This window comes from Frateuria sp. (assembly GCF_035695185.1).
Taxonomy (GTDB): domain Bacteria; phylum Pseudomonadota; class Gammaproteobacteria; order Xanthomonadales; family Rhodanobacteraceae; genus Frateuria_A.
Genome location: NZ_DASSES010000105.1, coordinates 48,248 through 70,449 on the forward strand (window position 1 = coordinate 48,248; position 22,202 = coordinate 70,449).

The window sequence follows — 22,202 nt, forward strand, 5'->3', positions numbered from 1 at the left end:
GTTCAGCGTCGGCCGCGCATGAGGCGGATCATCCAGCCCATGCCCGCGATGCCCACGACCAGGCCGACGCCGGTGCCCCACAGGGCGCCGGCCGTGCCGTTGACGGCGTAGCCGATACCGAAGCCCAGCAGGAAGAACAGCGGAACGGGAAGGCAGCCCATGGGGTCAAGAGGTGGGCGCGGCCGACGCCGTCTTCAACCGCGCTGATCCTCTCGGGGGGCTGGCCGGACCCGGCCCCCGGGCAGCCCGGCGAGAACCGCCCACGCGGCGGGCATGCCAAACAGTTCACACGGGCGTGGGTGGCGATCCGGGCAGGCGCCCGGTTTGGTTAGTATCGGACTACTTTGCGGGGAGACGTGCCATGAAACGCCTGCTGGTCGGATCGATCGTCGTCGTGCTGGGCCTGATCGTGCTGGCCGTGGCCGCGCTGCTGCTGGTGGACGCCAACCACTTCCGCCCGCAGATCCAGGCCTCGCTCGGCAAGGCGCTGGGGCGCGAGGTGAGCATCGGCCAGTTGCACCTGACGGTGTGGTCGGGGTCGCTGCAGGCCGACCAGCTGCGCATCGGCGAGGACCCTGCCTTCGGCAGGCAGCCCTTCGTCAGCGCCCGGTCGCTGGAAGTCGGGGTCCGGATGTGGCCCTTGCTGCTCCATCGCGAATTGCACATCACCGCCCTCACGCTCGACCAGCCGGTGGTGCGCCTGCTGCAGAACCGCAAGGGTGGCTGGAACTTCGCCGGGCTCGGCGGCGGCGGGGCCTCGCCCCCGGGGCATGAGGCCGCGCCGGCCGGGCTCACCGTCGACCGGTTGCGTATCGACGATGGACGCATCGAGCTCACGCGCGCGGCCGGCGATCGCAAGGTCTACGACCACGTGCAGCTGAGCGCCGACCACGTCGACATGGGGGCGGCGTTCCCGTTCGAGCTGAAGGCGGACATCGCCGGCGGCGGCTCGCTCGCACTGGACGGCACGCTTGGCCCCTGGCACGCCGGTAACGCAGTTCTGACGCCGCTGGACGCGCACCTGGCGATGCGCGACCTGGACCTGGTCGGTGCGGGCCTGATGGCGCACGAAAGCGGTGTCGGCGGGGTGCTCGACCTGGATACGAAGATCGCTTCGGCCCAGGGCGTGCTGCGCTCCAACGGCCGCATCGACGCGCGCAAGCTGCAACTGGTCGCCTCCGGGTCGCCGTCGCCGCAGCCGCTGCGGATCGACTACACGGCGAGCTACCGGCTGGATGCCGGCACCGGCCGGATCGCCGACTCCGTGCTCCATGCGGGCGCCGCCCGGCTGGCCATCGCGGGCAGTTTCGACAACCGGCCCGCCGTGATGCGGCTGGACCTCAAGGTGAAGGGCCAGCGGCAGCCGGTCGACGACCTGCAGCCATTGTTGCCGGTGTTCGGCGTGATCCTGCCGAAGGACTCGCGGTTGGCCGGCGGCGTCGCCAGCATGGACCTCACCGTGCGTGGGCCGCTCGATGCGTTGGTGATCCATGGGCCGGTCTCCCTGGACGACACGCGCCTGGCCGGCTACAGCCTGGGGGCCAAGCTGGGCGGCGCGTTGGCGCTGGCTGGCGTCAGCGCGCCGAAGGACACCGTGATCCGCCATGCCGAGGCCATGCTGACCATCTCGCCCAAGGGCATCGAGGCCGATCCGGCCAAGGCGCAGATCGCGCAGCTGGGCGGTTTCACCGGCAAGGGCCGCATGGCCGCCGACGGCGCGCTCGATTTCCGCATGCTGGTCAAGCTCGACGCGGGTGTGACCGGGGCGGGGCAGGCCGGCCAGGGGATCGCAGGCCTGCTGGGCGGCTCGAAGGCGGGCGGCGCGCTCGGCGGCCTGATCAAGGGCATGAGCACCAACGGGGTAGGTGTGCGCATCGGCGGCACGGCCAGCGCCCCCAGCTTCAAGCTCGACCCGCGCGCGGCGGCCGGCCTGCTGGATGCCGGTACGCAAGGCAACAGCGGCAAACCGGCCACGAAGCAGCCCTCCGGCAACCAGAAGGATGTGCTCAAGAGCCTGTTGCAGGACGCGCTCAAGCCCAAGCAGCCGGCCACCGGCCACTGAGCATGGGCAACGAGGAGAGCGCCGATTTCATCGTGGTCGGCGCCGGCCCCGCCGGCTGCGCCGTGGCGGCCCGGCTGGCCGATGCGCCCGGCCGCCCGGGCGTCGTCCTCGTCGAGACCGGGCCGGCCAAGCCCTCGTGGCTGAGCCGGATGCCGATGGGTATCGCGGCGCTCGTGCCATTCCGCAGCCGCCACAACTACGCCTACCAGACGGTGCCGCAGGCGCAGCTCGGCGGGCGCCGCGGCTACGTGCCGCGCGGGCGCGGCCTCGGCGGCAGCAGCCTGATCAACGCGATGATCTGCACCCGCGGCCAACCCGAGGACTACGACGGCTGGGCCGCGCGCGGCTGCGGCGGCTGGGGCTGGCAGGACGTGCTGCCGGTGTTCCGCCACATCGAGGACAACCAGCGCGGCGCCGATGCCTGGCACGGTACCGGCGGTCCGCTGCCGGTGAGCGACCTGCGCTCGCCCAGCCCCTTGAGCCGCGCCTTCGTGGAGGCCGCGGTGCAATGTGGCTATCCGCGCAACGACGATTTCAACGGCCCGCGCCAGGAGGGCGTGGGCCTGTACCAGGTGTTCCAGCGCGACGGTCAGCGCGTCGATGCGGGCAGCGCCTACCTTGGCGATGGCAAGGCCCGTCCCAACCTGCGCGTGCTGACCGGACGGCCGGTACAGCGCATCCTGTTCGAGGGACGACGTGCGAGCGGGGTGCTGGTCGGCGGGCGGCCTCTGCGGGCGCGCCGGGAGGTGGTCCTCTGTGCCGGCGCGATCGCCTCGCCGCAACTGCTGATGCTCTCCGGCATCGGCCCGGCGGGGCACCTGCAGGCGCTGGACATTCCGGTGCTGCACGACGCTCCCGGCGTGGGCGAAAACCTGCAGGACCATATCGACTACACCGCCAACGTGCGGGTCCGCGCCCCCGGCCTGTTCGGCATGAATCCGGCGACCCTCGCGCGCATGGCCGCGGGGGCGCGGGCCTACCGCCGGCGCGGCGAGGGCATGCTCACCAGCAACGCGGCCGAAGCCGGCGCCTTCCTGCGCAGTCGCCCGGATGTCGAGCGTCCCGACCTTCAGCTGCACTTCTGCATCGGCATGGTGGACGACCACAACCGCCGCATGCATCTGGCGACCGGGCTGGCCCTGCACGTGTGCGTGCTGCGCCCGGCCAGCCGCGGGAGTGTGCGCCTGGCGGGGCCGGAGGTGACGACCCCGCCGCTGATCGATCCGGCCTTCCTGTCCGCCCCGCAGGACATGGAACTGCTGCTCGCAGGGGCGCACATCGTCCGCCGCATCCTGGCCGCGCCCGCCCTGGCGGCCTATGGCGGGCGGCCGCTGTACGGCACGGGCGCCGAGGACGACGAGGGGCTGCGTGGGCTGATCCGCGCCCACGCCGACACCATCTACCACCCGGTCGGCACCTGCCGCATGGGTGCCGATGCGGGCTCGGTGGTCGATCCTCAGTTGCGCGTGCGGGGCACGCAGGGCCTGCGCGTGGCCGACGCGTCGATCATGCCCACGCTGATCAGCGGCAACACCGAGGCGCCCTCGGCGATGATCGGCGAGATGGCCGCCACCTTCGTGCTTGCCGACCAGTCCTAGCGACTTTCCGTGGTACGCGCATCGGCGTCGTGGCTCCGGCGCTCGCGCGTTATCGAGGCGCTACCCTTCCCGCCGGGGCGGGGCCGTTCCGCCATCACGTGCGGCAGCGCACTTGCGCGCACCGCCATCCTCGCCACGAGCAGTGGGCGGCCATTGCGGCAACGCTTCCGCTCCAGCGCCGGGTCGCGCGCAGGCGCGCCGATGCAACGATGCAGAGGGGCAATCCGGGAGCTCGGTGCGACGCGCCGTTGGCGCCTCACGTGGAGGAGCGCACTCGTGTGCGACCCCCATCCGAGGCATGAGCAATGGCTTGATCGCGGCACCGCCTCCACTCCTGCGCCCGGTCGCACGCAGGCGCGCTCCCAGACCCACGCAGGGGGAGCTTGGCAGCTCCGCCGACACTCTCACTTCGCGGTAATCGCCTGTGCCCGCCGCAGGTGCTCGCGCAGCAAGGGCAGGCCTTCCTTCGCCAGTTGACGCAGCTTCGCATCCTGGCTGTCCTTCGCGGCCTGCTCGTACAGCGGAATGATCTTCTGGTGTTCCGCCACCATCATCCCCGCGAAAGCCTGGTCCAGGGCCGCGCCCTGCAATCGCTGCAGGCGCAGCTTGTCTTCGGTGACGTCCTTCGACGGCAGGCCGTGGGCCTGGCCGTGTGCCTTCCTGGCGACCGAGAAGGCCGTGAACTTGCGGTTCAGCGCCTTGTGGTCGTCGATGATGCGCCTGGCCAGTTCACGCACCTGTGGCGAGGTGGATCGCTCGCCCGCGACCTTGGCCAGTTCGATCTGCATCGAGTTGTCGGCGGTGGCCTTCGCGACGAAGGCCTGCTCCTGCTTGTCCAGCGTGGGCGGGATGTCCACGGCGCCGGCGGACAGTGCGGGCAAGGCGAGGCCGAGGCAGAGCAGGCCGCGGGCCAGGAAGGACGGGAGAGAGGGCAGCGTCATGGGCGGATCCGGAACGGTGTGGAAGCCCGACGCTAACCCCGGCGCCGGCAATGGCTGCTCTAGGGCCCGTGAATACGCGGGTAACGGCGGCCCTCGGGGACGGGCTTGTGCGCTTGCCGCCGGAACCGATACGGTCGCGCTTTCCATGTCCCGGAAGCTGCCATGCCCGTCCAGGTTCGCCAGGCCACCGTCCATGACCTCTCCACGCTGGTGCCGCTGTTCGACGGCTACCGGCAGTTTTACGGCCAGCGGTCCGATCCGGAGGGCGTGCGCGCCTTTCTCGGTGCGCGCTTCGCGCACCACCAATCGGTGATCCTGCTGGCGTCGGACGGCCGGGGTGAGGGGCTGGGCTTTACCCAGCTCTACCCGCTGTTCTCGTCGGTGCGGATGGTGCGTACCTACCTGCTCAACGATCTGTTCGTGGCGCCCGAGGCGCGTCGCCACGGCGTGGCGGCGGCGCTGCTGCACGAAGCGGCGGCCCATGCACGTGCGTTGGGCGCGGCCAGCCTGTCGTTGTCTACCGCGCTGGACAACGTGCCGGCGCAGGCGCTGTACGAATCGCTGGGCTGGCAGCGCGACCGCCAGTTCTGCGAATACACGCTTGCCCTGTGACGGCCATGCTCTATCTGGCTTCGCAATCGCCACGACGGCGCGAGCTGCTGCGGCAACTCGGGGTCGAGTACAGGGCGCTGGACGTGGACGTGCCCGAAATGCGCGCCCCCGGCGAACCGCCGGAGGAGTACGTCAGCCGCGTCGCGCTCGAGAAAGCACAGGCTGGCCTCGCTCTGCTGGAAAGCGCGGAGGAAGCTGTCGTGCTCGGCTCGGACACCGAAGTGGTGCTGGACGGCGAGGTGTTCGGCAAGCCGGCCGATGCCGGCCAGGCGAGGGCCATGCTGCAGCGCCTCTCCGGTCGGACCCACACCGTGGTCTCCGCCGTGTGGGCGGCCAGTGCCGCGCACACCGGCCAGGAGGTGTGCGTCTCGAAGGTGCGCTTCGCGCCGCTGGAGGAGGCAGCCATTGCGGCCTACGTCGCCACCGGCGAGCCCTTCGGCAAGGCCGGCGGCTACGCGATCCAGGGGCGTGGCGCCGCCCTGGTGGAACACCTCGAGGGGAGCTATTCGGGGGTGATGGGGCTGCCACTGTTCGAGACGGCGCGGCTTTTGCGGCGCTTCGGCCTCCTGCCGGCGTAGGGCCGCCTACGGCTGCAGTACGAGGTATTCGCCATGACGCCCGGCCCGGCGGGGGGTGGGGCCGATGCGCGCGCACAGCGCCTGGCTGTCCGGACAGCGCACCAGCGCGCCCGAGCCTACGGCTCGGCGCAGGTCGTCGCTCCACGCCGCGCCGCGCAGTCCGTGCCATGCGAGGTAGCCGCTGCCGCACGCTGCCAGTAGCGATCCCAGAAGCAACGCGCGCAGGCTCCTGCGGACCAGCGCACGCTGGGCCGCGGTGAGCAGCTTGCGCTGCTCCGCCAGTGCGTCCGCCGCCCACTTCGCGGCCTCGGCGCTCCGGTGCAGCTGCGCATCCAGCGGCGCGAGAGCCTGGCGGGCCGTGGTGGCGATCCCGTCGCGCGCCTGCGTGCCGAGCATCTCCATCAGCTTGCGCGAGAAGTCCTCCCCACCTTCCGTCCAGTGCCGGGTACTGCGGTCGAGTGACGCCACGCTGGCGTCGATGCGCTGCAAGGCGCCACGGCTACGCGTGTCGAGCTGCTCGGCAATGACCGCGAGCTTCACCAGCAGTTGCTTGACCTCGTCGATGTTGCCGCCGTCCATGGCAGTTCCTCCGGTCAATGCTGCGCGACGGTGGTCAGTGCAGTCGCCGCGGCCTGTTCGTGGTAGGTGAGCGCAGGCGCCGGAACCTGCATCTCCTGGCTGTACTGCTGGACCTCGCGCCACCAGGCGGTGCCCTGGGGTGACTGCAGGTAGTCGCCCGCCACGGCGTCCATGGCGTGGTCGTCCTGGTCGAGCGCGGCGCGGTACAACCGCTCGATCATCGCGTCGACCGGATCCGGCGTGGCGACAGGAGCGGGCACGGGGTGCCGGGCCGTCTCCCGGGCGCCGGGCGCCGGGGCGATCGCCACGGCACGGAAATCAAAGAGGCTGCTCAAGGCCTCGTCGCGCGGTTCGGCGTTGTAGGGATCGCCCACCACGCGATAACCGTGATGGTGGTGCCTGGGGACTTCCAGCGTGTTGTAGCCGTCCGGCTGGAGCCGGTCGACCTTGTGCCAGACGCGATAGAGCAGCAGGCCTTCGGTCGAGCGGTGCACGACGTTGAGGCGCGGGTCGGTGGGCTCGGGCGACTTTTCGAGGAACGGACGGTCGCTGAGCGCATTGAGGTAATCCACCATCAGGTTGCCGCTGCGGATGCTCAGGCCGTCACGCAGGTAGCCGCCCCCCACGTCCGAGTGCGCACCGGGCACCAGCACGCCAAGGAAGCGGCCATCCGGCGTCACGCCCGGATCGATGATGTGGTCGGACTTGAACAGGCCGCGATGTTCGTCCCTGGAGAAGATCTGCAGGCCCGAGATGACCGACGGCGGCAGCCGCCGGTCATAGTCATTCATCGGCACCCCGGTACCCACCGGGTCGAACAAGCCCACGGCCTGGGCCACCTTGCCCGGCCCGACCAGCGGCGGCTTGGTGTAGTGCACGTGGGTGATGTCGCCGTGGAGGTTGCGGGTGTAGATGGCGCCACTGACGTCCTGGATGCCGCGTTCATGCACCAAGCGAGCGAAGCTCGCGGCTTCCTCCCCACCACGACTAAAGCCGATATCAACCAAGCGGATCTGCGCATGCGGGTCTTGCCTGAGCCACTCCGCGGCCTGCTGAATGAATAGCTGGTACATCTTTTCGACACGTGCTTCATGCGTGTATCCAATAGCACCGTCAAAGGTGCGGGCGACTAACCCATCCTGAGTGCCGGGGCCAGGAACGTACCCTTCGGCAATTTGCAAGTTTCCTGCGGATGAGAGTGCAGACACCTGATTGTCAATTAAGGCGACATTTGTGGCATGCAAAGGGTCCTTGTACTTGTCATCGCCAGTTCCATCAAAAGCGGATATATAGAGCCTCTCGTGTGGGATGAGTTGGTGAACAAGGACTGGTACTTTGAATTGCTCCAGCGCTAAGTCTGCCTTGTTATACAAGGCCATATCGCTGGCGCTAGCGGTATAGGTAGGGACGTCGTCATCCAGAAGCCTATCCTTAAGCGGTTTGTTATTGCTGGCCATTTCCCTGGCACTCGATCATGAGGATTAGTACGTCTTGTTCCAGACGGGAATGAGATCGGCTCTGTAGTAGCTGTTCTTGTTTCCAGGTTCCTGCTCGGTCTTGGTTGGAATGAGCGTTTTGGTGAAAACGCTAATCGTTCGGTTGTTCACCTCAAGAAAGATGCTCGGGTCTGCTGCGGGGCCTGGGCCCGGGAAAATGCCAGCTCTTATTTCATCGTTTGGTACGCGGTAGAGGATCAGCTCGTCTTTGAAGATCGCTCCGATATCCACTTCGGCGGCGTGAGAGGCCCCGTCCAGCGACTTCCACCTAACCAGCGCGGGGGGTGGAAAATTCGGAATGCCACCGTAGGACGCGAAACCCCACTTGTCCCGATAATCCGCCGACGCAGGCGGCGGGCTTATGACGTTCCCGGAGCGGAGTCGGGTGAAGTTGTAATTAGCGTAAATCACCTCGCACCCGATCGTGTTGTAACAGTAGGCGCGGAAATCGTGCCGCTTGAACTTCAACGGAAAGTGGTTCGGTGCCAGGTGTTGACTCGAACTATCCGAAGAAAACGCCATGGCCGAAAGACTCCCTGTCAGCGCGGTAAGGAACAGCAAGGCGAGAAGGGCAAAACGGGCGTGTCGCATGCTCGGGCGTCCTGCTCGATGCGGAAACGAGGAAGACCGAATCTAGGCCACGCGGCTGGAACCGGGCAATGGACGATTCCCTACTTTCGGGACGGGGATCGCTGATTCTCAGCGAGCAACGGAGGACGCGACGAACCAGGCCGTCACCGCCAGCAGGTTGTTGACGCCGTGCGCCACCACCGCGGGCCACAGCGAGCCAGAGCGCAGGCGCAGCCAGGCCAGCGCGGCCGCCAGCAGGACCAGATTGGGCACCGCATACCAGAGGAAGCCCAGATCGGGCAGGTGCACGCAGGCGAACAGGAGTGAACTGATGGCGACCGCCCAAGCAGCCGGCATGCGCCGCAGCAGCGCCGAGAGCAGCGCGCCGCGGAAGAGCAGCTCTTCCACCAGCGGCCCCAGCGTGACCACTACCAGCGCCAGCGGCAGCCGCAGCGCCAGCGACGCGGCGCCGCCGATCTGCTTGACGTCCTGGGTGACCTGGTGGCCCTGGGCCACCCAGCGGGTGAGCCAGCCACCTGCGATCGGAAGAGCCAGGCCGAGCACGATCGCGGCCAGGTAGAACAACGGCCGGCCGGGCCGGGTCAGGCCAAGGCCCGGCGGTGCGCCATGCGACCAGGCCGCCGGCCAGAGGCGCCTGACCAGCACGATGGTGACGCTCGCAGCCAGCAACAGGGTCAGGATCACCATCATCGCGTTGGTGTCCGGCTGTGCCAGCACCGTGCGGATGCGTGCGGTCAGGCCCGCCGCCGGCGCCCCTGAGGCGCCCAGGGCGAAGCCCAGCCCGACGCCGACCAGGCCGCTGGCCAGGAACTGCAGTGCGAAGTACAGGATGATCACGCCGACCGCGCTGCCCAGGTGTGGCAGCCGCGCGTCGTGCAGCGAGGGATGGAGCGGGCGGGAGGGCATCGGCCGGAAGCAACCTGCGAGGAAGGGACGGACGTGCGCGGCCCGGGCGCCCACGCTAGCCGTGGGACGAGGGTCGCGCAATCCGGTGGCCGCTCAGCCGGCCAGCATGGCGCGACCGAGGCCGGCCAGCGCCATCAGCAACGTGGCCATCCAGGCGACCATGCCGAGTGCGAAACCACCGCCGCGCCTGGCCGCTTCCCGCAGGTAGGCCAGCGCGTACCAGGTCCGCGCCGCGATCCACACCAATCCGGCGATGCCTGCCCAGAACGCGAAGCCGTAGTGCGCGGCCAACCAGAGCGTCGGCAGGAACAGCAGCGTCGCCTCGAGCGTGTTCATCTGCACGCGGAAGGCGCGCTCGAACGCCGGGTGGCCACTGGTCGCCGGAGCCTGGATGCCATAGCGCCCGCGTGCGAGGCCGACCGCGAAGGCCGTGCCGAACATCAACAGGATGGTGAGCAGGGTAACCAGGGCGGGCAGGTGTTCTGTCATGGCATCTGGGCAGTTGAACGGTGGCCTACTGTAGCGGCAACGTCTACGCCTGGGCGACGTACCGCCGGGTAGGTTCGCCGAAGCGCGCTGTGGCGCATGCGAGGTGGGCGGGATGGACTGGCAAAAGGGCGAGCGCAGCCGCAACGTGGAGGTCGACAGCGGCCGCGGGGGCGGTGGTGGCTTCGGTTTCGGCGGTGGCCGTGGCCTGGGCATCGGCGGCCTGATCGTGCTGGCGATCCTGGGCTGGGTGTTCTTCAAGGACCCCACCGCGTTGCTCGATCAGGGCGGAACCGCGGGCCCGACCGCACCGGTGAGCGAGCCGGCGCAGGTCGATCCGCAGCAACGCGACTTCGTCAGCGCGATCCTCGGTTCCACCGAGAAAACCTGGGGCGACATCTTCGCCGCCGGCGGGCGGCAGTACACCGACCCGAGGCTCGACCTGTTCAGCGGTGGCGTGCGCACCGCCTGCGGCCTGGCCTCCACGGCGGTGGGGCCGTTCTACTGTCCCGGGGACGAGAAGGTGTATCTGGACCTGTCCTTCTTCCGGGAGCTGCAGGACCGCTTCGGCGCCGCTGGCGACTTCGCCCGCGCCTACGTGATTGCTCACGAAGTCGGCCATCACGTGCAGAAGCTGTTGGGCGTGTTCGACCGGGTGCAGCAGGCGCGCGAGCGGGGCGCCCCGATGGAAGGGGCCAATGGTCTGTCGGTGCGGCAGGAACTGCAGGCCGACTGCTTCGCCGGCGTGTGGGCCAACCGTAGCGAGCAGCGGCTGCACTGGCTGGAGGCGGGCGACGTGGAGGAGGCGCTCAACGCCGCCAGCCAGATCGGTGACGACACGCTGCAACGCGAAAGCCGGGGCGCGGTGGTGCCGGACTCGTTCACCCACGGTACCTCGGCCCAGCGCGTGAAATGGTTCAAGACCGGACTGGAAAGTGGGAAGGTGTCCAGCTGCGACACCTTCTCGGGTGATATCTGAGGGCCGCCACAGGCGACGCGAATGGCCGACGCAGGGCGGAGCCGGGAAGCGCCCATCGAGCCTTGCGCTCCAAACCGACTGCGCGATAAACGTCTGCCTCCAAAGAGTTTTCCCGCACCCGCCACCCATCTTCCGCCGGGCCGCGCCACGCCCTAGAATCCGCGCGCCGCGCGCCAGGGGGTGCGCCTTCCGTTCGTCCCATGGCCCATCCCTGCCTGAGTTGCGGCGCGTGCTGCGCCTTCTTCCGCATCGCCTTCCACTGGTCCGAGACCGATCCTTTCCTCGGTGGCACGGTGCCGGTCGAACTCACCGAGCAACTCGATCCGCACCGCGTGGTGATGCGCGGCACGCAATCCAGGCAGCCGCGCTGCGTGGCGCTGCAGGGAACCATCGGCGAGGCGGCCCACTGCGGCATCCATCCGATCAAGCCGTCGGTCTGCCGCGAGGTGGAGCCCTCGTGGGAGTTCGGCCGGCACAGCCCGCAGTGCGACAAGGGCCGCATCGCCCATGGCCTGCGGCCGTTGACGCCGGAAGACTGGCTCGATCCGTCCGGCGACAGCGCCCCGCCGCTGCCGCAGAGCGCCTGAGGCGCATCAGGCGGGCTGCAGCCCGCCCCGCGCCCCATCGAAGCGGTAGATGTCCATCGCCAGGATGCCGTGGTCGATGCCGGCATCGATACGCCGTGCGCGCGGTTGCGCGCCGGCAGCGCCGAGCGCCACGAACAGCGGCAGCAGGTGCTCGTCGGTCGGATGCGCGCGCTGGGCAAACGGGGCCTGGCGGCGGTAGTCGAGCAGCGCGCGCACGTCGCCGGCGGCCAGGCGCGCCTCGACCCAGGCAATGAACGGGCGCACGTAAGGCGCCTCACGCCCGGGTCCGTAGCCCATGCGCAGGTCGCCCAGGTTATGGGTGATGCTTCCCGAACCGATGACCAGCACGCCTTCGTCGCGCAAGGGCGCCAGCGCGCGGCCGACCGCCAGGTGATGCGCCGGATCGCGGTCCGGCTGGATCGAGATCGGCACCACCGGGATGTCCGCTTCCGGATAAAGCAGGCGCAGCGGAACCCAGACGCCGTGGTCCAGGCCCTGTTGCGGATCGAGCACGGGCTCCAGATCCGCCTGCGCGAGCAGGCCCTGCACGCGCTCGGCGAGGGCCGGGGCGCCCGGTGCGGGGTAGCGGATCTCGTACAGCGCGGCGGGAAAGCCGAAGAAGTCGTGCACCGTTTCCGGTTGCGCCGCGCCGCCCACCCGGGGCCGCGAGCCCAGCCAATGGGCGGTGGCGATCACGATCGCTCGAGGGCGCGGCAATGCGGCGGCCAGTTCGGCCAGGCGCTCGCGCACGGAACCGGGCTGCAGCGCGGTCATCGGGGAGCCGTGAGAGATGTAGAGGCTGGGCAGGGCGGTCATGTTCGTACCTCGCGAAGCCCGCTCGCGGGCCATGGTCTGCGCAGAGATCGGGGCGCACCCGCCGGCCGCAAGCGGCTGCTACAGGGACCGCTCCGCCAACGGCCGCCCCAGGCCAAGCCGCAGCGGATCGAGCAGCCGGCCGTAGCGTTCGGCACGCGCGGTGTCGCGGTCGAGCGGCTGGCGCACCTGCGCGGCACTGGGCGTGCGGATCGCGCGCATGGTGCGGTGGAACGCCAGGCACGCGGCATCGAACGGCAGCTCGCAGAAGTCCAGCAGGGCGCGGATCTCGCCTTCCAGATCGGCGAGCAGGGCTTCGTAGCCCTGGGTGCGGATGCGTTCCGGCACGGCGGCCCGCCACCGGTCCAGCGCCGCCTCGTAATCGCGCACGTAGGCGGCGATGTCGGTCAGCGTGCAGGCGAAATGCGGCAGCCGGTAGAACTGCTGCTTGAAGCACGACCAGCCCGCCTCCAGCGCGTCGCGCCGCACGTCGACGATGCGCGCGCCCGGCAGCATCGCGCCCAGTATGCCGGCGTAGAGCCAGTTCTCCGGCAGCTTGTCGGTAAAGCGCGGGCGCTGCCTGCGCCACCGGGCGGTCCGCTCGAGATAGCGCAGGCCCAGGCGCTGCCAGTCCGGTGCGGTCGCCGCCGGCACCCAGCGCGGGAACGGCTGGCCGCGCCGGACCGATTCCTCCACCAGCACCTCGCCCAGGTCCGGCAGCTCGCTGGCACCTTCCACCTGCGGGTGCGCGGCGAGGATCTGCTCGAACAGGGTCGAGCCGGAGCGCGGCAGGCCGACGATGAAGATCGCTTCCTCGCCCAGCCGGGGCGCGACCGGCGCCGGCAGCTTCGTGCCGGCGTCGACCACCGAATCGACGAAGGCATGGAAGCCGCCGGCGTGCCAGGGGGCCATGCGACGCTGGCGCGCGTTGGCGTCGCTCAGGGCGGCGAAGGCATCCTCGTAGCGGCCCTGGTCCTCATTGACCTTGCCCAGCGCGAAGCCGATCGCGATGCGATCGGCTTCGCCGAGGTCACTGCGCCCGAGCAGGCCGGCGAGGCGCGAGCGGTCCTCGTCCGAAAGCGGCCGCGTCTTGATGTTGGCCAAGCCACGCCAGGCGTCCCCGCAGGCCGGGTGGAGCGCGAGCGCGACGCGGTAGCGGCGGTCCGCCTCGTCGAAGCGTCCCAGGTGGACCAGGGCATCACCCAGCAGGACATGGGCGGGCAGCAGCGTCGGTTCCAGGGCACAGGCGCGTTCGAGCGCCTCCACGGCAGGCTCGGTGTGGCCGAGCACCTGCAGGTTGCGCCCGAGGTTGAACCAGCCCATGGGATAGTCCGGCGCCAGCGCGCAGGCCTCTCGCCAGTGCGCCAGCGCGGCGTCGACATCGCCGGCCGCTTGCTCGGCATTGGCCAGGTCGGTGAGCGCCAGCGGGTCGTCCGGCCACTGCCGCAGGGCTTCGCCCAGCGTGTCGCGCGCGGCCCCGTACTGCCGCCCGCGGGTATGCAGGATGCCGAGCAGGCGGAGCGCTTCGGGGTGTGCGGGCGCCTCCGCCAGTACGGCGTCGAGCACCTGCCGTGCCGGTGCCAGCGCACCGTCGCGGATGGACCGGGCGGCCATCTCGAGCTGCTGGCGCAGTCCCGGCGACAGGCCCGCGGCACGGGTGGCCATGTCGGTCGGATGCTCGGGGCGGGGCCAGGAAGCGGGCATGGCAGGCCTTGAGGACGAAAACGCCGATGGTACGTGCAGGAACCGGTCCCGTGCGTGATGCCCCCGGGGCGGCCGTCCCGCGCCGCACATGTCCCATGCGCAGGCTGGCGCAAGTCTGCTAGCTTGTCCGCTTCGCCCGCGCCGCGCGGGCCAGGAACATGCCCGTCCGATGCAACGCCTGTCCCACCTCGACGATCTGGAAGCGGAGAGCATCCAGATACTTCGTGAAGTGTTCGCCTGTTTCGACCGTCCGGTGATGCTCTATTCCATCGGCAAGGACTCCACGGTGCTGCTGCACCTGCTGCGCAAGGCCAGCCGTCCGGCGCGTCCGCCGCTGCCGCTGCTGCACGTGGACACCACCTGGAAGTTCCGCGAGATGATCGCCTTTCGTGATCGCGTGGCGGCCGCAGGCGACGTCGAGATGCTGGTGCACGTGAACCAGGAGGGCGTGCGCCAGGGCATCTCGCCGCTGACCCATGGCTCGGCGGTGCACACCGATGTGATGAAGACCCAGGCGCTGAAGCAGGCGCTGGATCACTACCGGTTCGACGCGGCGATCGGTGGCGCCCGCCGCGACGAGGAAAAGTCGCGCGCCAAGGAGCGCGTCTTTTCGTTCCGCAGCGCGCAGCATCGCTGGGACCCGAAGCAGCAGCGGCCCGAGCTGTGGCGCAGCTGGAACACCCGGATCCGCCAGGGCGAGAGCGTGCGGGTGTTTCCGCTGTCGAACTGGACCGAACTGGACGTGTGGGAATACATCCGCCGCGAGAAGATCGACGTGGTGCCGCTGTATTTCGCGAAGGAGCGGCCGGTGGTGCAGCGCGACGGCGCGCTGATCATGGTGGACGACGAGCGCTTCGTGCTGCGCGAAGGCGAGCGCGTCGAGCGGCGGCGGGTGCGATTCCGCACGCTGGGCTGTTATCCCCTCACCGGCGCGATCGAGTCGGAGGCCGACTCGCTGGACGCGATCATCGAGGAGATGCGCGCCTCGCGCAGTTCCGAGCGGCAGGGGCGCATCATCGACCACGACGGCGGCAGCTCGATGGAGCGCAAGAAGCAGGAGGGCTACTTCTGATGGCCGAGGGCCTGCTTCGCTTCATTACCTGCGGCAGCGTCGACGACGGCAAGAGCACGCTGCTCGGCCGCCTGCTGTACGACGCCGGCATGCTCGCCGACGACCAGCTCGACGCGCTGCGCCGCGACAGCCGCAAGCGCGGGGGCGAGGCGCTGGATTTCGCCCTGGTGACCGATGGGCTGGACGCCGAGCGCGAGCAGGGCATCACCATCGACGTGGCCTGGCGTTATTTCCACACCGCCCGGCGCAGCTTCATCGTCGGCGATTGTCCGGGCCACGAGCAGTACACCCGCAACATGGCCACCGGCGCCTCGCAGGTGGACCTGGCGGTAGTGCTGGTCGATGCCCGCAAGGGGTTGCTGCCGCAGACCCGCCGGCACACCTACATCTGCGCACTGTTGGGCATTCGCCGGGTCATCCTGGCGGTCAACAAGATGGATCTGGTCGGGCTCGATGCTGGCGTCTACGCCTCCATCGTGGAGCCCTACCACGCGCTGGCCGCGTCGCTGGGCATCGAGTCGGTCAACGCGCTGCCCGTGGTGGCGCCCGACGGCGACAACGTGGGCCTGCGCTCGACCCGGATGCCCTGGTACCAGGGGCCGAGTCTGCTCGAGCTGCTCGACACTTTAGACGCCAGGGCGGAGCCGCCCACGCGGTTCCGCCTGCCGGTGCAGTGGGTCAACCGCCCGGACCAGCACTTCCGCGGCTACGCCGGCACGGTCTGTGGCGGGCGCGTGGCGGTGGGCGAGGAGGTGCTGGTCCAGCCGGGTGGGCAGCGCGCGCGGGTCGAGCGCATCGTCGGGCCGTCGGCCGAGCTTGCGCAGGCATCGGCCGGACAGGCCGTCACCCTGTGCCTGGATCGCGAACTGGACATCAGCCGGGGTGACGTGATCAGTGCCGCCGCGCAGCCGGCGCCGGTCGCCGACCAGTTCGGCTGCCACCTGGTCTGGTTTGGCGATGCGCCACTGCTGCCCGGCCGCAGCTATCTGCTGCGCCTGGGCACGGCGACGGTCAACGCGCGGGTCACCACGATCAAGCACAAGATCGACATCAACACGCAGGCGCCGCTGGCCGCACGACGGTTGCTGCTGAACGAGGTCGGCTACTGCAACATCGATCTCGACCGGCCGGTCGCGTTCGAACGCTACGCGGACAACCGCACGCTGGGCGGCTTCATCCTCATCGACCGCCAGAGCCAGGCGACGGTCGCCTGCGGCATGCTCGACTTCGCCCTGCACCGCGCGACCAACATCCACTGGCAGCACACCGACGTGGACAAGTCCACGCGCGCGCTGGCCAAGGGGCAGCAGCCGATCTGCCTGTGGTTCACGGGCCTGTCCGGCGCGGGCAAGTCGACCATCGCGAACCTGGTCGAACGGAAGCTGGCCGCGCAGGGCTTCCATACCTACCTGCTGGACGGCGACAACCTGCGCCACGGGCTCAACGTGGACCTGGGCTTCACCGCCGAGGCGCGCGTGGAGAACGTGCGCCGCGTCGCCGAAGTGGCGCACCTGATGGTCGATGCCGGGCTGGTGGTGCTGGTTTGCGTGATCTCGCCGTTTGCCGGCGAGCGCGAGTTCGCACGCAGGCGCTTCGCCGAGGGTGAGTTCATCGAAGTGTTCGTGGACACGCCGCTGGCCGAATGCGAGCAGCGCGATCCCAAGGGACTCTACGCCAAGGCGCGTGCCGGCAGGATCAGCAATTTCACCGGCATCGACTCGCCCTACGAACGGCCGACGGCGGCGGAGCTGCACCTGCAGGCGGCAGGGCAGCGCGCCGAGCAGCTCGCCGAGCAGGTGCTGGCGTACCTGCAGGAGCGGTTGGGCTAGCGCGGGCTGGCGCGTGCCGCTTGCCGTGCAAGCTGCACGCGCCGCAAACGGCGCCGGAGGGTGGCGGGTGGCGGGGACCCCGAGCGCCGTTCCCCTGCAGGCCGCGGGCCGGTGCCGAACGGATTGCGGCGGGTCGGCTACTTTCGCCGCGGCGGCTTGCCGCCGCCCGGCCTCGGCTTGAACCCGCCCGGGCGCGGCCGGCGCGGGGGAGCGGCACCGGCCGGCTCCTCCGTGCCGTCCCACTCGCTGATGCGCAGCTGCTGCTGGCTGACCCAGACCTTCTTGAGGTGGTCGAACACCTCCTGGGGCATGCCTTCGGGCAGGTCGATCAGGCTGTAGTCGCCGCGGATGCTGACACGGCCGATGAACTGGCTCTCCAGGCCGGCCTCGTTGGCGATGGCGCCGACGATGTTGCCCGGCTTGACGCCGTGCTCGTGGCCGACCTCGATGCGGTAGGTGCGCTTGCCGGGCTCCGGCGCATTGTGCGGGCGGGGCGGGCGCGCGTCGAAGCTGCGGGGCTCGCGCGCTTCACGGGGCTTGCGCTCGTGGCGCTCGCTGCCGTGTTCGCGCATGTCGCGCGGCGCCTGCTCGCGCCGCTCGTATTCGCGCTTAGGCGGGGGCGTCAGCAGCAGCGGGCGATCGCCCTGGGCAAGGCGCGCAAGCGCCGCGGCGATCTCCAGCGCCGGCACGTTCTGCTCCTGCTCGTACTGCTCGATCAGACGCTGGAAATCGCCCAGGTCGTCCTGCGCGAGCGTGTCGGTGATGCGCTGCTTGAAGCGCGCGATGCGCACGTCGTTGACCGCCTCGACGGTCGGCAGCTTCATCTCCTCGATCGGCTGGCGGGTGGCCCGCTCGATCGCGCGCAGCATGCCCTTCTCGCGCGGCGTGACGAACAGGATCGCCTCGCCGCTGCGGCCCGCGCGGCCGGTGCGGCCGATGCGGTGCACGTAGCTTTCGGTGTCGTAGGGGATGTCGTAGTTGAAGACGTGGCTGATGCGCTCGACATCCAGGCCGCGCGCGGCCACGTCGGTGGCGACAAGGATGTCCAGCTTGCCGTCCTTGAGCTGCTGGATCACGCGCTCGCGCTGCGGCTGGGCGATGTCGCCGTTGATCGCGGCGGCGGCCAGGCCGCGTGCGGTGAGCTTCTCGGCCAGCTCCTCGGTGGCCTGCTTGGTGCGCGCGAAGATGATCATCGCGTCGAACGGCTCGGCTTCCAGGATGCGGGTCAGCGCATCGAGCTTGTGCATCCCGCTGACGAACCAGTAGCGCTGGCGGATGTTGGCCGCGGTGGTGGTCTTGGCCTTGATGGTGACCTCGACCGGGTCCTTGAGGTGCCGCTGCGCGATCTTGCGGATCGGCGCCGGCATGGTGGCCGAGAACAGTGCGACCTGGCGCGTCGGCGGCGTCGCCTCGAGCACCTTCTCGACGTCATCGATGAAGCCCATCCGCAACATTTCGTCCGCTTCGTCGAGCACCAGGTACTTGAGCTCGGAGAGATCGAGCGTCTGCTTGTCCAGGTGGTCGATCACGCGACCGGGCGTGCCGACGACGACGTGCACGCCGCGGCGCAACGCGTGCAGCTGCGGGCCGTAGCTCTGGCCGCCGTAGATCGGCAGCACCTGGAAGCCGGGGATGTGCGCGGCGTAGCGCTGGAAGGCCTCGGCCACCTGGATGGCCAGTTCGCGCGTGGGCGCGAGCACCAGCGCCTGCGGCTTGCCGGGCCTGGCCTCGATGCGCGAGAGGATCGGCAACGCGAACGCGGCAGTCTTGCCGGTGCCGGTCTGCGCCTGGCCAAGCACGTCGCGCCCTTCGAGCAGCGGCGGAATGGTGGCCGCCTGGATCGGCGAGGGCGATTCGTAGCCGACGTCGGACAGCGCCTGCTGGACTTCGGGGCGCAGCGCGAGCGTGGCAAAACCGGCCGGCGCCGGGTCGTAGTCGGCCGGCGTGGGACCTGAAACGGGGGATGACATGGGAACCTCAGGAATTGGGCAGCGGCGAGCGAGGGCGGCGCCGCGCGGGCGCGGCATTCTAGCAGCCTCGCCGGCGTGACGTCGGTGTGGGGTACACGTGGCGTGGGCGTGTCGTGGTTATGATCGGACGCTTGTGTGGTTGTGGAGGCGCCGCATGGCGACGGTCGAAACGCTTTCCGAACAGCGATGCCATGGCGGCGTGCAGGGCTTCTACCGGCATGTCTCGGAGAACTGCGGGCCGATGCGCTTTGCGGTGTACCTGCCGCCGCTGGCAGAGCGGCAGGCCTGCCCCGTGCTGTATTTCCTTGCCGGGCTGACCTGTACGGAGGAGACCGCCGCCATCAAGGCGGGCGCCCAGCGCGTCGCCTCCGAGCTGGGGCTGGCGCTGGTGATGCCCGACACCAGCCCGCGCAATACCGGCTTCGCCGGCGCCACCGGCGACTGGGAGTTCGGCGAGGGCGCGGGCTTCTACCTGGACGCCACGCAGGCGCCGTGGTCGTCACGCTTTCGCATGCGCAGCTACCTGGTCGATGAACTGCCCCGGTTGCTGGCCGGGCGCTTTCCGCTCGACGTCGCCCGCGCAGGCGTCTGCGGCCACTCGATGGGCGGCCACGGCGCGCTTACGCTGGCGCTGGCGCATCCGCAACGCTATCGCTCGGTTTCCGCCTTCGCGCCGATCGTGGCGCCCTCGCGCGTGCCGTGGGGGCAGAAGGCATTCGCGCGCTATCTGGGCGAGGACCGGGAGGCGTGGGCCGACCATGACGCCTGTGCCCTGGTCAGGCGGCAACCGTTTCCCGGCACCATCCTGATCGACCAGGGCGAGGCCGACCGCTTTCTTGCCGAGCAATTGCGTCCGGAGCTGTTCGAGGAGGCCTGTGCCGAGGCCGGACAGCGGCTCGTGCTGCGCCGGCACCCCGGCTACGACCACAGCTACTGGTTCGTCGGCAGCTTCATCGACGACCACCTGCGTCACCACGCGTCGGCACTGGCAAGGTAGCGGCGCGTCTCCGTCGCGGGGCGGGCGTCAGCCCCGCCCCCCAGCATCGGGTCAGCCCCGGGGCGCCGGGCGCGGCGCGCCGCCGGCACGCCGGCGGCGGCCGCTGGCGCGACCGGCGTTGGCGGCGTTGCGGTTGGCCTGGCCGTTCCCATGGCCGCCACCGGCGTGACCGTTGCCGTGGTTGCCGTGGCTGCCCGCGCGCTGCGCACGCGGCTGGCGCTGGCCCTGCACCGGGCGCGGTGCGCCGGCGTCCAGGCGTAGCGGCGCGGAAGGCTCGAAACCCGGGACGTCGCTGATCGCGATCTCCTGCTTGAGCAGCTTGCGGATGTCGCGCAGCAGGCCCGATTCGTCATGGCTGACCAGTGACACGGCCATGCCCTCGGCACCGGCACGCCCGGTGCGGCCGATGCGGTGCACGTAATCCTCGGCGACCATCGGCAGGTCGTGGTTGATGACCATCGGCAACTGGTCGATGTCGATCCCGCGGGCGGCGATGTCGGTCGCCACCAGCACGGTGACGCGGCCGCTCTTGAAGTCGCCCAGCGCCTTGGTGCGCGCGTTCTGGCTCTTGTTGCCGTGGATCGCCGCGGAGCGCACTCCGGAAGCCTCCAGGAACTTCACCAGCTTGTCGGCGCCGTGCTTGGTGCGGCTGAACACCAGGCTCTGGCGGCGGCTGTCCTGCGAGAGCACGTGCAGCAGCAGGTCACGCTTGCGCGCGGCATCGACCGGGTGCACGTGGTGGCTGACGGTGTTCGCCACGGTGTTGGGCGGCGTCACCGACACCTCGCGCGGCGAGCGCATGAACTGCATCGCCAGCGCCTTGATCGGTTCGGCGAAGGTGGCGGAGAAGAGCAGCGTCTGGCGCTGCTTCGGCAGTGCCTGGAGGATGCGCTTGATCGCCGGCAGGAAGCCCATGTCGAGCATGCGGTCGGCTTCGTCCAGCACCAGCACCTCGACCCCGGACAGGTCGACCGAGCGCTGCTGCATGTGATCGATCAGGCGACCGGGCGTGGCGATCACCACGTCCACGCCACGGCGCAGCGCCTGCATCTGCGGACCCATGCCGACGCCACCGAAGATGGTCGTGCTGGAAACCCGCAGGTGCTTGCCGTAGTCGCGCAGGTTGTCGTGCACCTGCGCGGCGAGTTCGCGGGTCGGGGTCAGCACCAGCGCACGCGGGCGGCGGGTCTGGGTGGCGCCGGCGGTCGACAGGTGCTGCAGCAGCGGCAGCGCGAAGGCGGCGGTCTTGCCGGTGCCGGTCTGCGCGGCGGCCAGCAGGTCGTGGCCCTCCAGCACCAGCGGGATGGCGCCGGCCTGGATCGGGGTGGGCTGGGTGTAGCCCTGTTCGGCGAGCGCGCGCAACAACGCGGGCGCAAGGCCCAGCGATTCGAAAGACATGAAAACACTCCTGTGCAACCCGGAGCGTTCTTCAGAACCGCGTTGCGATATTGGGGAAGGGGCGGCGGAGAGCCGCAACGGCAGGAAGCCGTCCGCGCAGTATAGCGCAAGAGGCGCAAGGCTGCCTGCAGGAGCGCCCCTGTGCGCGACCCGCATTCAGGTCATGCGCCGCCGGCGCTTTTGCCGGAGCGCGTCAGGCCGGCCGCCGGGCGACGATCAGGTAGCTGTTGAACGGCGTGCGACCCCACAGCGGCGTGAGCGTGGTGACCAGTCCGGCACGCTCGAGCGGGGCGATGACCTCTTGCGCGGTCGGGTAGTGGTCGGCCCCCACGCGCATCCAGCCGGTGGCGTGCAGCAGGTGCTCCTCGAGCACCGTGGCGTGGAAGCGCCAGTGCTTCGCCCGCAACACGTTCCGGATCATGAGCTGGGCGCCGGGTGCGACATGGCCGGCCAGTTGCTCCAGCAGTGGCGACTGGCGCGCCGCCGGCAGGTAATGCAGCACGTCCAGCAGGCTGACGTGTCCGCGGAACTCCGGCAGGTCGGCGACGTCGGCGCAGCGCAGGTCGAGGGCATCGCCGATCGCCACGGCGGCCCGGCGGCCGGCGGCGATCTTCCGTTCGTCGTGGTCGATGCCGACGTAGCCGCGCAACACGCCGACGCCGTGCAGGTAGTGACCGAGCAGGCCCAGGCCGCAGCCGACGTCGAGCAGCGGGAAGGGGGCGGAATCCTGCAGCAGCCTCGCCACGCCGGCGTAAACCGGATCGCCGGCCAGCTTGCCACGCACGTACTGGCGCTGATTGAAGCCGGTGAAGCGGGCCGACAGGGTGGCGCGCATCGAGCGGTCGAGGCGGTACCGCGGCCGCACCGTCAAGGCCGGCGCTCCGGCGGGAGGGGCGTGGGGGTGGCCTGGCGCCGGGACGATCGTTGCATGGTCGTACTCCGCGGACGGGACGGCAGTATAGGCAGGCTGCGGGCGCCAGGATGTGCAGGTGATGCATGGAGGC

Annotated in this window: 21 protein-coding genes; 9 read left to right on the top strand and 12 right to left on the bottom strand. The window is 70.0% G+C overall.

What is annotated here, in order from left to right:
* Window positions 1–2: 2 nt before the first annotated feature.
* Window positions 3–161, bottom strand: coding sequence for a hypothetical protein (locus VFH59_RS08465; protein ID WP_325164448.1), 159 nt, complete (start codon window positions 159–161; stop codon window positions 3–5).
* A gap of 200 nt (window positions 162–361) precedes the next feature.
* Between VFH59_RS08465 and VFH59_RS08470 the strand changes: the two genes are divergently transcribed.
* Window positions 362–2,062, top strand: coding sequence for an AsmA family protein (locus tag VFH59_RS08470; protein ID WP_325164449.1), 1,701 nt, complete (start codon window positions 362–364; stop codon window positions 2,060–2,062).
* A 2-nt stretch (window positions 2,063–2,064) separates the two neighbouring features.
* Window positions 2,065–3,660: a GMC family oxidoreductase gene (locus VFH59_RS08475; RefSeq protein WP_325164450.1), complete on the top strand. Its 1,596-nt coding sequence runs from the start codon at window positions 2,065–2,067 to the stop codon at window positions 3,658–3,660.
* A 404-nt stretch (window positions 3,661–4,064) separates the two neighbouring features.
* Here the strand turns inward: VFH59_RS08475 and VFH59_RS08480 are convergent, their stop codons facing one another.
* A complete protein-coding gene (locus VFH59_RS08480; RefSeq protein ID WP_325164451.1) occupies window positions 4,065–4,601 on the bottom strand; it encodes a DUF4142 domain-containing protein in 537 nt (178 codons plus the stop codon).
* A 162-nt stretch (window positions 4,602–4,763) separates the two neighbouring features.
* Between VFH59_RS08480 and VFH59_RS08485 the strand changes: the two genes are divergently transcribed.
* Both VFH59_RS08485 and VFH59_RS08490 read left to right on the top strand, forming a co-directional pair.
* Complete coding sequence (locus VFH59_RS08485) at window positions 4,764–5,213, top strand: GNAT family N-acetyltransferase (protein ID WP_325164452.1); 450 nt, start codon at window positions 4,764–4,766, stop codon at window positions 5,211–5,213.
* 5 nt (window positions 5,214–5,218) lie between these two features.
* Window positions 5,219–5,791 (top strand): Maf family protein, encoded by a 573-nt coding sequence (locus tag VFH59_RS08490; protein ID WP_325164453.1) that lies wholly within the window; start codon window positions 5,219–5,221, stop codon window positions 5,789–5,791.
* Window positions 5,792–5,797: 6 nt separating this feature from the next.
* Here VFH59_RS08490 and VFH59_RS08495 read toward each other — a convergent pair whose 3' ends face one another.
* From VFH59_RS08495 to VFH59_RS08515, 5 genes are all read right to left on the bottom strand, one after another.
* Window positions 5,798–6,370 (bottom strand): hypothetical protein, encoded by a 573-nt coding sequence (locus VFH59_RS08495; protein WP_325164454.1) that lies wholly within the window; start codon window positions 6,368–6,370, stop codon window positions 5,798–5,800.
* A 14-nt stretch (window positions 6,371–6,384) separates the two neighbouring features.
* Complete coding sequence (locus VFH59_RS08500; protein ID WP_325164455.1) at window positions 6,385–7,827, bottom strand: DUF2235 domain-containing protein; 1,443 nt, start codon at window positions 7,825–7,827, stop codon at window positions 6,385–6,387.
* A gap of 24 nt (window positions 7,828–7,851) precedes the next feature.
* Entirely contained in the window at window positions 7,852–8,457 is a 606-nt protein-coding gene (locus tag VFH59_RS08505; protein ID WP_325164457.1) for a hypothetical protein, read from the bottom strand.
* A gap of 108 nt (window positions 8,458–8,565) precedes the next feature.
* Window positions 8,566–9,363 (bottom strand): type II CAAX endopeptidase family protein, encoded by a 798-nt coding sequence (locus VFH59_RS08510; protein ID WP_325164458.1) that lies wholly within the window; start codon window positions 9,361–9,363, stop codon window positions 8,566–8,568.
* 93 nt (window positions 9,364–9,456) lie between these two features.
* Window positions 9,457–9,852 (bottom strand): MAPEG family protein, encoded by a 396-nt coding sequence (locus tag VFH59_RS08515; protein ID WP_325164459.1) that lies wholly within the window; start codon window positions 9,850–9,852, stop codon window positions 9,457–9,459.
* A 112-nt stretch (window positions 9,853–9,964) separates the two neighbouring features.
* Between VFH59_RS08515 and ypfJ the strand changes: the two genes are divergently transcribed.
* Together ypfJ and VFH59_RS08525 are read left to right on the top strand one after the other, a co-directional pair.
* A complete protein-coding gene (gene ypfJ, locus VFH59_RS08520) occupies window positions 9,965–10,828 on the top strand; it encodes a KPN_02809 family neutral zinc metallopeptidase (protein ID WP_325164460.1) in 864 nt (287 codons plus the stop codon).
* A 200-nt stretch (window positions 10,829–11,028) separates the two neighbouring features.
* On the top strand, window positions 11,029–11,415 hold the full coding sequence (locus tag VFH59_RS08525; protein ID WP_325164461.1) for a YkgJ family cysteine cluster protein: 387 nt from the start codon (window positions 11,029–11,031) through the stop codon (window positions 11,413–11,415).
* 6 nt (window positions 11,416–11,421) lie between these two features.
* On the opposite strand, the gene VFH59_RS08530 is transcribed toward VFH59_RS08525, so the two are convergent.
* Complete coding sequence (locus tag VFH59_RS08530) at window positions 11,422–12,231, bottom strand: class III extradiol ring-cleavage dioxygenase (protein WP_325164462.1); 810 nt, start codon at window positions 12,229–12,231, stop codon at window positions 11,422–11,424.
* 78 nt (window positions 12,232–12,309) lie between these two features.
* Window positions 12,310–13,932: a tetratricopeptide repeat-containing sulfotransferase family protein gene (locus VFH59_RS08535; protein WP_325164463.1), complete on the bottom strand. Its 1,623-nt coding sequence runs from the start codon at window positions 13,930–13,932 to the stop codon at window positions 12,310–12,312.
* 169 nt (window positions 13,933–14,101) lie between these two features.
* Here VFH59_RS08535 and cysD point away from each other — a divergent pair, with 169 nt between their 5' ends.
* On the top strand, window positions 14,102–15,004 hold the full coding sequence (cysD, locus tag VFH59_RS08540; protein WP_414655868.1) for a sulfate adenylyltransferase subunit CysD: 903 nt from the start codon (window positions 14,102–14,104) through the stop codon (window positions 15,002–15,004).
* Complete coding sequence (gene cysC, locus VFH59_RS08545; RefSeq protein WP_325164465.1) at window positions 15,004–16,833, top strand: adenylyl-sulfate kinase; 1,830 nt, start codon at window positions 15,004–15,006, stop codon at window positions 16,831–16,833. The genes cysD and cysC overlap by 1 nt, the downstream gene beginning before the upstream one ends.
* A 137-nt stretch (window positions 16,834–16,970) precedes the next feature.
* Here cysC and VFH59_RS08550 read toward each other — a convergent pair whose 3' ends face one another.
* Window positions 16,971–18,803, bottom strand: coding sequence for a DEAD/DEAH box helicase (locus VFH59_RS08550; RefSeq protein WP_325164466.1), 1,833 nt, complete (start codon window positions 18,801–18,803; stop codon window positions 16,971–16,973).
* Between the two features lie 154 nt (window positions 18,804–18,957).
* On the opposite strand from VFH59_RS08550, the gene fghA reads away from it, so the two are divergent.
* Window positions 18,958–19,800, top strand: a complete 843-nt coding sequence (gene fghA / locus VFH59_RS08555) for an S-formylglutathione hydrolase (protein ID WP_325164467.1) — start codon at window positions 18,958–18,960, stop codon at window positions 19,798–19,800.
* Between the two features lie 51 nt (window positions 19,801–19,851).
* Here fghA and VFH59_RS08560 read toward each other — a convergent pair whose 3' ends face one another.
* On the bottom strand, window positions 19,852–21,198 hold the full coding sequence (locus VFH59_RS08560) for a DEAD/DEAH box helicase (RefSeq protein ID WP_325164468.1): 1,347 nt from the start codon (window positions 21,196–21,198) through the stop codon (window positions 19,852–19,854).
* A gap of 193 nt (window positions 21,199–21,391) precedes the next feature.
* Window positions 21,392–22,063, bottom strand: coding sequence for a class I SAM-dependent methyltransferase (locus tag VFH59_RS08565; RefSeq protein WP_325164476.1), 672 nt, complete (start codon window positions 22,061–22,063; stop codon window positions 21,392–21,394).
* Between the last annotated feature and the right edge of the window lie 139 nt (window positions 22,064–22,202).